We start from the raw sequence: 13,061 nt of genomic DNA, 5'->3' as shown, positions 1-13,061 counted from the left end.
GGGTGTCTGTGTGGCACTACAACAACTCCTATGTGTGTAGGAATGTGTGTAGAAGCCGGGAAAAGTGTGTAGCGTAGAACGAAAAAAACTGCTTGGCGCAACGAAATTAATTTTCATTGTAACAAGCAGTTTTTCTTACAGAAATAGAGCATATTGCTTCTTTCTGAAACACAAGCTCTAGAAATGGTGGAGGCGGGGAGAGTCGAACTCCCGTCCGAGAACGATCAGCGCAAAGCGTCTACAAGTTTAGGTCCGGAATAAAAATTCACCCAACGGATTGCTCCGGGCCAGACGGCCGTTGGACTAGTCCTTCTTTGTTTTCGCTTCGGTGGCAAAGAACAGACCGTCGAAACTAGCCCTATGAATTGACGATCCTGTCCGCTTATAAGGCGTCAGCGGGAGAATCGTGACATCTAGTGTGTCAAGGTGCAACTCTGCAATTAAGCAGCCATTGCGTAGTCGTAATTGTCGTTTGCAATTATCTTTTGGTCGATTTTTACGAGGCCATCGACCAACCTCGACTTGCAGCCTTGGCATCAACTATCCCCGTCGAAACCAATGCGCCCCCTTTCAAAGAACTCTTCGGCCAAAATCTATATAAGTTCACGTCTCCCTTTGGCAACCATTTTATTAGGATATAGTCTGAAAGATTGTCAGTAGATGAGTTTAATTGTCCCGATAGCAAAAGTGGTTAGCGAGATATATGGGAGAGTTTGCCTTTTGTTAGTTTTGCTAGGTCGCTTGGAGAAAGTTCTATGTCCAATCCTCTTCGGCCAGCGCTTACGTATATGGTGTCAAACCGTAGTGCCGATTCTTCGATTATGGTGGGAAGTAGCTTTTTTTGTCCCAGAGGACTAATCCCCCCCATTACATATCCTGTAACTCGTTCTACTTGTGTGATGTCCGCCATGGCTGTTTTTTTTGATCCAATAGCTTTTGCTAGTAATTTTAAATCGAGTGATTGGTCGACAGGAATAACTGCAACTATTAAATCTTTCCCTGCTGAAGTTACTAGCGTCTTGAAAACTTGTTTTGGGTCTAATTTTAGCTTTTCAGCAGCTTCAAGCCCATAGGATTTGGCGGATGGGTCATGATTGTATTCATGAACTGAGTATGAGATCTTGGCTTGCTTGGCTTTCTTGATTGCCGGTGTCATGAACTTCCCCTCCTATAATGGGTAAATTGCTCAAAATAAAAAAAGATCCGTAAAGCCAAATTGGATTTACGGATCTTCATTTAATTCGTGGTAGCGAGGAGAGGACTTGAACCTCCGACTCTGCGGATATGAGCCGCATGCTCTAACCAACTGAGCTACCTCGCCACGTTTTTGCCGTCGAAGCGGACAAGCTTATAGGCCTAACTTCCGATGCTTGGCAAGTGAAAAAATAAGAAATTTTTAAATTATTGAAAATCTCTAAAAAAACAAGAATATCAACGGAACCAAAATGAGTCGATAAACACCAAATGGACGTAATGTTAGCTTACCTAAAAGGTAGATGAATCCTTTAATTGCTAACCAGGCGGAAATGAAAGAAACTACAAAGCCAATGGCTAAGAATTGAAAGTCCTCTGTTGAGAACAGGTGATAGCTTTTAAGCATATCGTAGCCGGTAGCTGCAAACATGATAGGGACAGCAGCTATGAATGAGTATTCAGCAGCAACAGTTCGACGTGCACCAAGAATCATTCCACCCATGATTGTAGCAGCTGAGCGGGAGAATCCTGGCCAGAGAGCTAGGCATTGGAAGCAACCAATACCGAACGCAAGTTTGGGAGTAACTTCATCAAGGGATGTGGTCTTTTCGTTATTCTCGCGTCCTTCTACAACGAATATCATTATTGCCCCAACTGCTAATGCACATGCTACTGTGATGGGGTTAAATAAATGACTTTTGATGAATCCGTGTGCCAAAAGTCCGAGTAAAGATGCTGGAAGCGAGGTGAGGAAAAGGAGGTAAAGACCATAAAAACCAGAGAATTTACGATTGGGGTCGGTCTTTAATAGGCCGAGAAACCGTTCTCTGTACAATACTACCACAGCTAAGATCGCTCCGAGTTGAATGACAACATCAAAAGTTTCAGCTTTTGGCCCAGTGAAGTCGAGTATATAGCCAGCAATAATAAGGTGACCAGTACTGGAAACTGGAAGGAATTCTGTCAGGCCTTCAACTATGCCAAGTATGACGGCTACGTACCAAGGTGCCATTTGTACCTCTTGAAAGAAAAATGATTGATATGACTTGTGAGGGCTAACTCAGTAAACCGTGTCTTGCAACCCCCTGGAAGGTGGTGTATTTCTGACTTTGTACATCAGCAAATTGGAGGCGATTTCATGAGTACAATAATGCCTCAGAGTGAGTTGACGCGTAAAGCTATCGCTTGGATTAGTGAAATGGTAGAGAGGGATAGCGCTATAAATCTTGAAGTATTGCTTGAAGAAGCGTCAGTTCGTTACAATCTTAGCCCAAAGGAAATGGAATTCCTCCTACGGTTTTATGAGGAAAAAAAGGTAGCTCAAAAACTTGAAATTACTACATAAAAATATATTTACTGAACTGTGTAAATTGTTTGGTTTGACTGTATCCTGTCTATTGGGACTTATCCTGATTGGCAGGATGCTTCAGTTGCGTACGCTTTTTCTTTCGCAGAATATTGGCTTTATCAATATTCTGCAGTTGTTCTTCTTTCTGACGCCTTTTTTTCTTCTGCTAATCACGCCAATTTCCACGATGCTAAGTGTGTTTTTGACCTTTTTGCGCATGAGTACAGATAATGAACTCACTGCTCTCAAGGCCAACGGCGTTAGTCTTTATCGTATGCTGCCTGCTCCTATTGCGTTTTGTACAATTTGTACGCTGTTCACATTCTTCATTTCTTTTTGGGGTTTGGCTTGGGGTATGGATATGTTCAAAACGAAAATTTATGAATTTGCGCGATCTCATTCCAAGTTTGCCTTACAACCAGGAGTATTTAATAAAGAGTTTCCTGGGCTTACATTTTATGCCCATCAGGTAGACAATGAGAAGGGGGAGTTGAAATTTGCTTTTGTGCGCGATGAGTCGATCAAAGGCACCTCTGTTGTCGTTGTTGCTCCAGAAGCTCAAATTGTATCCTCACCTGAGACAGCTGAAGTCAATATTATTTTTAATAAAGGCAAGATTTTTCGACAAAGTGGCGAAGAGTTAAATGTCCTTAAATTTGGCAAGTATGCTGTACGACTTGATCTTGGAAAATTGCTTGGGGGCTTTGATTTTTCGGAGCAAAAGGCCAAAGATATGACATTTGCTCGTTTGTCTGAAATTAGAAACGATCCAGCGAAAGCTCCCACTGACTCTCCCCGGTTTTATCGGAAGGTAGATACTGAATATTTTAAGCGCCTGACCCTTCCGTTGGGGTGCATAATTCTTGGTATGTTTGCCATTCCTATTGCCTATGTTTTTCGTGGACTCAAGCAGCAGTATGGTTTGGTAATGTCAATGGGATTGTTTTTGGTATATTATTCTATGTTTTCCATTGGTGTAAGTATGGGAGAAGGGGGCTCTATTCCTCCCATTTATGGTATGTGGGCTCCAAATATTCTTTATATTTTAGTCGCTGTAATTGGCATGAAGTACGCGAATGAAGAACGTACTCTCCCTATTGTAGATTTGTTCGTTCATGTGCGTGACCGCTTGACTCGAAAAAAGGCGGCAGCATGATTGGTTTAGGTGTTCTCCATAGGTATCTAATTCGTCAGAATCTGTATCTTATGACCATTTGTTTGGCGGTAGGTACCTGTATCTATTTGCTTTCTGATGTCTTTGACAGGTTGGACGATTTTATTCGTGCTGGACTAGGAGCGGAGACAATTCTTTTTTATTTCTTCGTTAAAATTCCACTGATTGTATCTCAATTGATGCCTGCCATATTCTTGCTTGCAATGGTGATTCAACTAGGTGTCCTAACTCGAAGTAAGGAGATGCTTGCTCTCCGTGCAGGAGGAGTTTCTTTTGCATGGTTCATTCGTTTCTTTTTGATCTATGCTTTGGTGTGGAGTGGGGGGCAACTTGTTTTTTCTCAGTTCTTAGGTGTGTTTGGCGAGGTGGAAGCTAATCGTATCTGGAAAGAGGATGTTCGTAAGAAGCAATTGGATGAGTTAACCATTAAACAGCTTTGGTTTCGCGATGGTCCATTTATCGTGAGAGCTGACGAGGCTTTTCCTGGAAAGAGTCGTGCCACTGGCATTACTGTGTATGAGTTTGCGACTGATAGCCAAGAGTTGATACGAATTTTATCAGCGAAAAAAGCTTTGATTGATGATCATGGTTGGGGGTTATTAGATGTACATGAACTGGACACCCGTACCTTTGTTTCAGTGAACAGGTTGTCGCAGTTCTTGTCCGTGCGTCAAAATCTCAAAGCATATGCAGCCGTTGAACTAAAGGGAGATAAGGCTCAGTTGCCACTCGTTGAGCTTTCTAAAGCGATTAAAAAATTAGAGGAATCTGGTTCAAACGTGGAGATTCTTAAGACTGTTTGGCATGGAAAATGGTCTTATGCCTTTTCCATAGCTGTAATGGCCTTAATGGCGCTTACATTAGTTACATTCTCTGAAAATGTTTATGCCAATATCGGCTTGTCGCTTATACTTATATTCGTACAATATGGCATTCATGTCGTTGGTGCTACGGCAGGTGAGAAAGGAGTATTGCCGCCGATATTGGCCGCCTGGATGGGAAACATCATCATGGGCGGCCTAGCATCTTTACGGCTGGCATGGGTGGCTATGCCGGGGTTTCAAGCCACTCTAAAAGAGTGGCTAATGGGTTTGCGTATTAAGCGGGTATAGTGGTGTAGCAAGTGAAAACTATAGGGAGGCGTGCTCTGCGAAAATGTCCCAGAGTTTAGCTTCCCCCATTCCTGTTTTACTTGAAAAGCAAAGCGGTGCTCTGTCTTGTTGGAGGATGTCCTGCCACTGATTTTGAACCTTGGCTCTCTCTCTCTGTTTGGGCTTATCCGATTTGGTAAGAATAGGAATGAGTGGGATTCCCAAGCTGCGAATGTAGGATGTCAGTTCTAGATCAATTTTTTGTGGATTAAGGCGAGAATCGAGGAGAACTGCTACGGCCTTAAGCTGTTGGTTTTCGTGAATGTAGGCTTCAATGAGTTTAGCCCATTTAGCACGTTCTGTTTTGGAACACTTTGCATATCCATACCCAGGCAGATCAACAATGAAATAACCGTCGGGGTTGACGCGGTAGTAGTTTAGACTGCGGGTTTTACCAGGCTTGGAACTAATTTTGGCTAGCTTTTTACGTCCTGCTAATCGGTTCACTAAAGAGGATTTTCCAACGTTGGAGCGTCCTGCAAGGGCTATTTGTGCTTCTTCGAAGTCCTCAAGTTGCTTGATTTCGTATATTGTTTTAACTAATTCGATGGTGCGGTTCATATGAAGGTACCGTTTCCTGTTTTTTTTTTGATGAACGTGGGAAGTCAATGTTCTTCTTTTGCGTAACATAGTCAAGTAGACAGGGCTAATGAATGAGAGAGGATTGCTGTGGGAAAGCTCAATGTATTGATACTCAATGGCCCAAATCTGGGACATATCGGTAAACGTCAGCCCGAAATATATGGCTCGCAGACAATGGACGATATGCCTGAGATCATTAAAAGTCTTATGGGTAATAAGTCTAAGGATATCGTTATTAGTCATTTCCAGTCTAATAGCGAAGGGGCGTTGATTGATCGATTGGAAAATGCGCGCGAAGATAGGGTTGATGGAATTGTTTTTAATGCTGGAGCATTTACGCATACTAGTCTTGCCATATCTGATAGTCTTGCATGGATCGATATCCCATGCGTTGAGGTGCATATAAGTAATATTTGGGCGCGTACAGATCAGCCTCTTCGCCAACAGTCTATTATGGGCGGACAGTGTATCGGCGTGATTGCTGGTTTTGGAATTCTGAGTTATGCCCTTGCTGTTCAGGCGATCTATGAGCGTCTGCGTGGCGAATAAGAATACAAAAGCCTGATTCTATCAGGCAAGATAACGGAGTTGATATGATTTCTACCAAGGATTTCAGGACCGGACTTAAAATTGAAATTGACGGCAAGCCTTTTGAAATTGTCGAATTTCAACACTTCAAGCCTGGTAAAGGTGGTGCAATGATGCGCACCAAACTGCGCCAGATGAAGACCGGTCAGGTGCTTGATAAAACTTTTCGTTCTGGTGAAAAAGTCAAGAAGCCCGATATGGCTGTCGTAGATCAGCAGTTTATCTACAAGGACGGTGAGGACTTCGTCTTTATGGATTTGGAGAGCTACGAACAGACCAACGTCCCTGCTGAGAATGTCGGATCGAAAGGTGGTTACATCAAGGAAGGAGATACTGTAAAAGTGCTTCTGTATAATGGCGAACTCATCGGTGTAGACCTGCCTGCAAATGTTAACCTGACTGTAGCCCAGACTGATCCAGGCGTGCAGGGTGACCGAGTCTCTAACGCCACAAAGCCTGCCACTATGGAAACCGGACTGCTTGTTCAGGTTCCTCTGTTTATTAACGAGGGTGATGTCATTAAAGTTGACACTCGTAGCGGCGAATACCTTGGTCGAGAATAACGAGACTTGCAACTCGTTGTGAAAATTGCGTAAAAAGGTCGTGGACAGTTCGCTGTCCAGGGCCTTTTTATTGTAAGAGAGGAAACACATGGCACCCAAAAAGATCAAGTCAAACCAACCTAAGCCAAAAGGACGTGGCAGAGAGTTTCTCGGCCTATTTTTCTTGTTTTTGGCGGCATTCTTGTTTTTAAGTCTACTGTCATTTCATCCGAAGGATCCTAGCTTTAATCAAGCGGTCACCAAGGGGTGGGAAGTGCAGAATGTGGTAGGTGTAGCCGGATCTTATTGTGCGGGATTCCTTGTTGAGATATTCGGCTTGGGAGCCATGATCTGGCCTTTCTATTTTCTATATCTTTCGCTGTCCCGGTTCGTTTCTCGTATTCGCATGTCCAAAACTCGTTGGTTGGGATTCATAGGATTATTTGTTGCCTTTGAAGCTTGGGCCAATCATCCATGGGTTTGTGCGGTGCCTCCTGATAGCTACGGTCTTCTCGGAGGAGGATTCTTTGGACAGGATATTATTTCCAAATATACGTTGCCATACCTTCGCCCTTTAGGTGCAGCTCTGCTGTGGACATTCGTAACTGTTGTTTCATTTCAAATGGTAGTGGGTTTTACTTGGGCAACTATTTGGGAACGCATTGTCGCATTGTGGTCGGTTTGGCGTGAAGGGGCAGAAGAACGGAGTGAACTCAGGCGCGAACGAAAAGAAGCAAAAGCGGCCAAGAAGGCAGCCCGTGAAGTTGAGAAGGCAGCAAAGAAATCGCATGAAGATGACGATGAAGGTGAGTTGGACCTTCAATTTGTCGATTTAGGTGACAGTGAAAAAAGCAAGCCGAAACCTGTCAACAGGCCGCAAAAAGACAAATCGATAAAGCCAAAAGTTCAGCCAGTTGGAGGAGGTTCGTTACCAAGTACTGAGTTATTAACTCTTCCCGCAGATCAGAAAACAACCCAGACGCCTGAAGTTTTGCAGCCTTTGGCGGATCGTTTAAAAGAATGTCTCAACGATTTTAACGTACAAGGTGAAATCCAGCGTGTTGTTCCTGGGCCTGTTGTTACAATGTTTGAATTTAAGCCTGCTCCAGGTATTAAGGTTAGTAAAATTGAAAATTTAACTGATGACATAGCTTTGGCTTTGAAGGCTGAGTCAGTTCGTATTGAAGCCCCTATTCCAGGCAAGGATAGTGTGGGGATCGAGATACCAAATATTGATCGTGAAACGGTTTTTCTTCGTGAAGTATTAGAGTCAAAGGAATTTACCAAGAGCGGCTCACCGTTAACTCTGGCTTTAGGTAAGGATATCCATGGCGCTACACGAGTGGCAGATCTTGCCAAAATGCCTCATCTCCTTGTCGCAGGGGCAACTGGCGCAGGTAAATCTGTAGGGATTAACGGTTTTTTGTTGAGCCTTTTATACAAAGCTGGTCCAGATCAAGTAAAGTTGTTGTTAGTTGACCCCAAGCGTATCGAACTAGCCCCATATGCAAAGCTTCCTCATTTAGTACACCCTGTTGTTACTGAGATGAATCTGGCCAAGTCTGCGCTGGAATGGGCTGTGTTCGAAATGGATTGCCGTTATGAGAAGATGGCCAAACTTGGTGTTCGTAATATTGAAGGGTACAATAAGAAACTTTCTGAATATGGTGAGAATATCCCAGAGGACTTTGAGTCCTTTAAACCTATGCCTTATCTTGTAATCATCATTGATGAATTGGCAGATTTGATGATGACAGCAGCCAAAGACGTAGAGCAGTGTATCGTACGTTTGGCGCAGCTTGCTCGTGCAGCGGGTATTCATATGGTTTTGGCGACTCAGCGTCCTAGTGTCGATGTTGTCACAGGTCTTATTAAGGCGAACTTCCCTACTCGTATCTCATTCTTTGTTACATCCAAGTTCGATTCTCGTACCATTCTTGATGCGGTTGGTGCTGAGAGGTTGTTGGGGCGTGGTGACATGCTCTTTAAACCGAGTGGTGGCAAGCTGAAGAGAATGCACGGCGCGTACGTAGATGAGACGGAAATTGCACACGTTGTTAATTTTTGGAAGGATGCCATACCTCAGGATTTCGATCTCGATTTTTCAGATTGGAAAAAAGATTCAGGAGGAGCGGGTGGTTCTGGCCCTGCAGGAAATTCTGATGACCCTGTGTATGATGAAGCGGTACAGTTTGTGATAACTCAGGGTAAGGCTTCCATTTCATTGCTACAACGTCGGTTTCGAATTGGCTTCAACCGTTCTGCGAGATATATTGAACAAATGGAAGCCGAAGGTATTCTCGGTCCTCAGGATGGCAGCAAGCCGCGTAAGGTTTTAATTAAGGAATAATTTGGGTTACATAATGTCTAGGATACATATTGCCATTATAATTTGTTTCTTCATGTCGTTTGTCTCAAGTGTAGCAAACTCTGCAGAAGCTACTACCACTGATGAAATGCCTGACTTGATTCAGCAACGATACGAAACTCTGAAGACATTTCAAGCTGGGTTTATTCAAGAGTTGACCAATGTAGCCAGTGGGGAAGTGGATGTCCGTGAAGGGCGTATCTGGTTTAAGCAGCCTTCTCAAGTTCGTTGGGAAACTTCTAAGCCAGAAAAGGAGTTGCTGGTAGTAGGCCCTGAATTTGCTTGGGATTATATCCCTGACGAAGAACTCGCCATTAAGTATAGCGTGGCAACTCTTTTAGATTCAAAAACTGTTCTCCGTTTTCTATCTGGTCAGGCCAACCTCAAGGAAGATTTTATTGTTAAGACCGAGTGGGCGGGGGCTGATGAGGTCCGTGAAAAGTGGGGCAAGGGATTCACTGTTCTCCAACTTGTACCCAAGGAAGCAGAGCCCGGTTTGGTGCTCGCGTACATCGGGGTTGAGCCGAAAAGTGGTTTGTTACGTCAAGTTATGATTGTAGATTTCTACGGAAACGGTAACGAAGTGCGTCTGTCTGATGTGGAGCTGAATGTGGAACTTGAGCCTGATATGTTTAGTTTTTCTCCGCCCGAAGGCACTCAGGTGGAAGACAACACTGTCGGCTATTAATCCAACTTAACCGCTTTTTTCAATGATGCGAGTTCTCTCTTAGAGAGCTCGCGCCATTCTCCCCGTTTGAGTTTACCCAAATCGATGGGGCCTTGTTTGATTCGTTTAAGTCTCAAAATAGTTAGACCATTTTCAGCGCACATACGTCTAATTTGTCTATTAACACCTTGAATTAAAGTCATTTCCAATACTTGTGTTCCAGCAATTGGTTTCTTTGCCTCCACCGTGACCGGGGCCAGTATGGTGCCGTCTTCTAGCGTCATGCCAATTCGCATCGATTTGATGACTCTTTCCGGAACGGTGCCGCGAATAGTTACGGCGTAAACTTTTGCGAGGTGATATTTGGGATGAGTAAGGCGGTAGCAGAGATCGCCGTCTGTGGTAAGCAAGAGTAGCCCTTCCGAAAAAAAATCGAGACGGCCAACAGGAAATGGTCGCATTTCTTTAATTTTGGAGGGGAGCATATCGAGTACAGTTTTGCGTCCCTGAGGGTCTTTGGCCGTGGTTACGATTTCGATAGGCTTGTGAAGAAGTAGGGTTATGTCTCCCTTGCCGCCAGGGAGCTTAGCCGGTCTGCCGTTGACCTTGACCACATCATTGGCTGGATTAACCTTGATGCCGGGTGAATCGGCCACGGTTCCGTTGATGGTGACTTTTCCGGAAAAAACGAGTTCGTCGGCTCCGCGGCGGGATGAAATGCCGCATTGGGCGATGAATTTATTGAGGCGTATGGCAGTGGTGTCTTGAGACATGACCATTTCTCCGTTTAAATGATGAAATAAACGGCACAAGGGCAAGGCTTTACCCCTGTGCCGTGGTGCACATCTTTAAACGCGAATGGTCTTAGTGGCAAGCTGGAAGCTTGTAACGATGTCGAGCATATTGGTCACTTCGCCTGCACCGCGCTTGGGGGTCAAGCCAAAGTGCTCAAGGCAGGTGCCGCAGACAAGAATAGAGACGCCACTTTGTTCGAGTTCTTTGAGAACTTCCAAGGAGGGAGCATCTTCTACGGCCAGTTTAACACCGCCGTTGACCATGACAATTCGCCACAGGTCCTTTCCCATTTCCTTGAGCGTTAGCAAAAAATTGTACATGAGCTTGCCGCCTAGTTCATCATCGCCGGATCCGATGACATCTGAGGCGATGAAGATGAGGTTCTTTGGCTGTCCGACGGCAGCTATTTCTGCCTCACTCATCTCTTGACATACTTCACAATGTCCATTGGATTCGGGACCACGAGCCCCCTTGATTACAAAATAGTCACCGTCATTGCTGACAGTTGCGTCGTACCCCTGTGTGGTGAGAAAACGAGTAACATTCTCTTTTGCAGCCTCATTATCAACAGTAATAGAGATAATGTCCGGCATATTCTCTTCAATTGCCTCTTTGCATTTGATGACAGGTTGCGGGCAAGGCAGTCCTTGGCATTCAATTTGTATTTGCGTCATTATCGCTCCTTAAAAAATATAAAAAGCATAGGCAGTCCCTGTAGGTCAAATAGATATAGCTTATGAATTCGTTTAAGCCGAATTGTGATATCAATAGTTGCAGTCACTTGCCGAAATTAGTCTTCATCTATATGAAGTGATATCAACATTGAGGTCGATATGAAAATTCGGATTGATCCACTTATATTCACGCCAGTTGTTACCCGATTGCTTCGCTGGTGGTCCAAGACCATTCGCTTTGAAGTACATGGAGACTGGAAAAGGGTGATTGAGGGTAATGCGGCAGGGGATTCGTTTGTTGTTGCTCTGTGGCATGGCGAACTCTTCCCAGTAATAAATTTTGGAGTTGATTGGGCGAATCAGTTCGTCATTGTGGTGAGTCAGAGCAAGGATGGTGAGTTCATTGCCCAAGTGCTCGAAAAGCTTGGAACCAAGACTGTCCGTGGGTCCAGCAGCAGGGGTGGCCTTAAGGCACTCTTGCAATCTGCTAGGATCATGAAAAAAGAGAATCGAATAGCAGTCTTTACGATAGATGGGCCGCGCGGCCCTCGGCACAAGGCAAAAGATGGTGCTATTTTTATGGCTCAGCGAGCGGGAGCCAAAGTTGTGCCAATCAGAATGTTTCCGAGAACAAGGAAAGTTTTTGATTCTTGGGATAAATTTGTTCTGCCAATGCCTTTTACCAAATGCCGTGCTTATATCGGTGAGCCCATGAAAGTGACTGAAGAGAAATTGGAAAAGGATGTTTTGGCCCGTGAGCGGGAGCGTCTTGAAAAGCGAATGCAGGTGCTTGGATCAGAATAAAACGAATTTTGAATTTCAAAAGAAGAGCCTCGTAGGATGATCCTGCGAGGCTCTCATTTTAGGTTATTACATAGTCTTTAATCAACTTTCATACGTGCAGAGCCTTCGGTGTAGAAGGGCAGGGACACTTTCTTTGCTTCCAGTTCAGTTCGAGCTGTTTTAATGATGAATGTATCGTTATCCGCATCATTGGCTTTGACGTAAGCTAAAGCAACGCAGTGCCCAAGGCTAGGAGCGAAAGAGCCGCTAGTAATTGTGCCTGTCTTTTCCCCTGATGAGAGCAGAACTTCGTCGTGATGGCGTGGGGTTCGGCGGCCTTCGATGGAAAGGGCAATAAGAGATTCTTTTACTTCAGCCAAGCCAGCCTTGCCTATGTAGTCAGTTTCCTTCTTAAGGAAGAATCCCGCACCAGCTTCTTTGGGAGTGTGTTTTTCATCAAGGTCCTGGCCGTAAAGAGGATAGCCTATTTCAAGGCGCAAAGTATCACGTGCACCTAAACCAATAGGTTCGGTCCTTTCGTCAGTCGCGAGTTTTTCCCAAATCTCGAGGGCATTATCTGCGGGGAGGTACAGCTCATATCCCAATTCTCCAGTGTAGCCTGTTCGACTGATAATCATGGAGAAGCCGAGTTTTTCGGTTGTTTCAAAGTTAAAGTATTTTAAGTGATTCCATTTTTCATTCATGAGGTCGTTGATCACGTCGAGGCTTTCAGGACCTTGCACATCGATCTTGGCAGTCTGATCACTGATGTCAGTGAGCAGGATTGATTCAGGTAAGTTTGCCTGAATATGTTTGAAATCTTTTTCGCGACATGCACCGTTTACCACGAGCATGTATTCATCTTGTGCTAAACAATAGATGATGAGATCGTCGTTAATGCCACCGGATTCGTTGAGCAGAAAGCCGTATCGGCATTTGCCAGGAGCTAACGTTTCGAGGTCATGGCTAACAATTTTATTTAGCGCGTCTTTAGCCCCTTCTCCTGCAAGAGCGAACTCCCCCATGTGGGAGATGTCGAAGATTCCGGCTTTGGTGCGAGTATGTTTGTGCTCAACTATGATGCCTTTGTACTGCACAGGCATATCGAATCCAGCGAAAGGAGCCATTTTGGCACCATTATCACGATGCCATTGAGTCAGAGGTGTTATTTCCAGATCAGTCATATTTCCTCCTA

General features: G+C 44.5%; 14 protein-coding genes, 1 tRNA gene and 1 other RNA gene. 8 read left to right on the top strand and 8 right to left on the bottom strand.

Translation table 11 applies throughout. The features are described from left to right. Nucleotides 1-184 precede the first annotated feature (184 nt). From ssrA to HFN16_RS15630, 4 genes are all read right to left on the bottom strand, one after another. Nucleotides 185-568, bottom strand: a transfer-messenger RNA (tmRNA) gene (gene ssrA, locus HFN16_RS15645). 123 nt (nucleotides 569-691) lie between these two features. Further along, nucleotides 692-1,156, bottom strand: coding sequence for a Cys-tRNA(Pro) deacylase (ybaK, locus tag HFN16_RS15640; protein WP_168891645.1), 465 nt, complete (start codon nucleotides 1,154-1,156; stop codon nucleotides 692-694). 88 nt (nucleotides 1,157-1,244) lie between these two features. After that, nucleotides 1,245-1,321, bottom strand: a tRNA-Met gene (locus HFN16_RS15635). 93 nt (nucleotides 1,322-1,414) lie between these two features. Next, entirely contained in the window at nucleotides 1,415-2,206 is a 792-nt protein-coding gene (locus HFN16_RS15630; protein ID WP_168891644.1) for an undecaprenyl-diphosphate phosphatase, read from the bottom strand. Between the two features lie 126 nt (nucleotides 2,207-2,332). Here HFN16_RS15630 and HFN16_RS15625 point away from each other — a divergent pair, with 126 nt between their 5' ends. Genes HFN16_RS15625 through HFN16_RS15615 form a run of 3 tightly spaced genes read left to right on the top strand, consistent with a single transcriptional unit; the run spans nucleotide 2,333 to nucleotide 4,828 of the window. Beyond that, nucleotides 2,333-2,539 (top strand): hypothetical protein, encoded by a 207-nt coding sequence (locus HFN16_RS15625; protein ID WP_168891643.1) that lies wholly within the window; start codon nucleotides 2,333-2,335, stop codon nucleotides 2,537-2,539. Next, nucleotides 2,523-3,698, top strand: a complete 1,176-nt coding sequence (gene lptF, locus HFN16_RS15620) for an LPS export ABC transporter permease LptF (RefSeq protein ID WP_168891642.1) — start codon at nucleotides 2,523-2,525, stop codon at nucleotides 3,696-3,698. Before HFN16_RS15625 ends, lptF begins: the two co-directional genes overlap by 17 nt. Then, a complete protein-coding gene (locus HFN16_RS15615) occupies nucleotides 3,695-4,828 on the top strand; it encodes an LptF/LptG family permease (RefSeq protein WP_168891641.1) in 1,134 nt (377 codons plus the stop codon). Before lptF ends, HFN16_RS15615 begins: the two co-directional genes overlap by 4 nt. Nucleotides 4,829-4,846: 18 nt before the next feature. On the opposite strand, the gene yihA is transcribed toward HFN16_RS15615, so the two are convergent. Next, nucleotides 4,847-5,497 carry a ribosome biogenesis GTP-binding protein YihA/YsxC gene (gene yihA / locus HFN16_RS15610; protein ID WP_168891640.1) on the bottom strand — a complete coding sequence of 217 codons (651 nt, stop codon included), beginning with the start codon at nucleotides 5,495-5,497 and terminating at the stop codon, nucleotides 4,847-4,849. A gap of 39 nt (nucleotides 5,498-5,536) precedes the next feature. Between yihA and HFN16_RS15605 the strand changes: the two genes are divergently transcribed. From HFN16_RS15605 to HFN16_RS15590, 4 genes are all read left to right on the top strand, one after another. Continuing rightward, nucleotides 5,537-5,998, top strand: a complete 462-nt coding sequence (locus tag HFN16_RS15605; protein ID WP_168891639.1) for a type II 3-dehydroquinate dehydratase — start codon at nucleotides 5,537-5,539, stop codon at nucleotides 5,996-5,998. Nucleotides 5,999-6,042: 44 nt separating this feature from the next. After that, complete coding sequence (gene efp, locus HFN16_RS15600; protein ID WP_168891638.1) at nucleotides 6,043-6,600, top strand: elongation factor P; 558 nt, start codon at nucleotides 6,043-6,045, stop codon at nucleotides 6,598-6,600. A gap of 88 nt (nucleotides 6,601-6,688) precedes the next feature. Further along, a complete protein-coding gene (locus HFN16_RS15595; protein ID WP_168891637.1) occupies nucleotides 6,689-8,929 on the top strand; it encodes a DNA translocase FtsK in 2,241 nt (746 codons plus the stop codon). A gap of 13 nt (nucleotides 8,930-8,942) precedes the next feature. Next, nucleotides 8,943-9,635, top strand: coding sequence for an outer membrane lipoprotein carrier protein LolA (locus tag HFN16_RS15590; RefSeq protein ID WP_168891636.1), 693 nt, complete (start codon nucleotides 8,943-8,945; stop codon nucleotides 9,633-9,635). Here HFN16_RS15590 and HFN16_RS15585 read toward each other — a convergent pair. Next, the gene (locus HFN16_RS15585) at nucleotides 9,632-10,387 is read right to left on the bottom strand and encodes a pseudouridine synthase (RefSeq protein WP_168891635.1); all 756 of its coding nucleotides are present in this window, start codon (nucleotides 10,385-10,387) and stop codon (nucleotides 9,632-9,634) included. The genes HFN16_RS15590 and HFN16_RS15585 overlap by 4 nt on opposite strands. Before the next feature lie 75 nt (nucleotides 10,388-10,462). Beyond that, entirely contained in the window at nucleotides 10,463-11,083 is a 621-nt protein-coding gene (yedF, locus tag HFN16_RS15580; protein ID WP_168891634.1) for a sulfurtransferase-like selenium metabolism protein YedF, read from the bottom strand. A gap of 159 nt (nucleotides 11,084-11,242) precedes the next feature. Here yedF and HFN16_RS15575 point away from each other — a divergent pair, with 159 nt between their 5' ends. Next, entirely contained in the window at nucleotides 11,243-11,887 is a 645-nt protein-coding gene (locus tag HFN16_RS15575) for a lysophospholipid acyltransferase family protein (protein ID WP_168891633.1), read from the top strand. Nucleotides 11,888-11,964: 77 nt separating this feature from the next. Here HFN16_RS15575 and gcvT read toward each other — a convergent pair whose 3' ends face one another. Continuing rightward, the gene (gcvT, locus tag HFN16_RS15570; RefSeq protein ID WP_168891632.1) at nucleotides 11,965-13,050 is read right to left on the bottom strand and encodes a glycine cleavage system aminomethyltransferase GcvT; all 1,086 of its coding nucleotides are present in this window, start codon (nucleotides 13,048-13,050) and stop codon (nucleotides 11,965-11,967) included. Nucleotides 13,051-13,061 lie beyond the last annotated feature (11 nt).

The organism is Pseudodesulfovibrio sp. zrk46, from assembly GCF_012516435.1.
GTDB lineage: Bacteria > Desulfobacterota > Desulfovibrionia > Desulfovibrionales > Desulfovibrionaceae > Pseudodesulfovibrio.
Note: the sequence above shows the minus strand (reverse complement) of the source record. Positions and strands in the feature narration are given on the sequence as shown.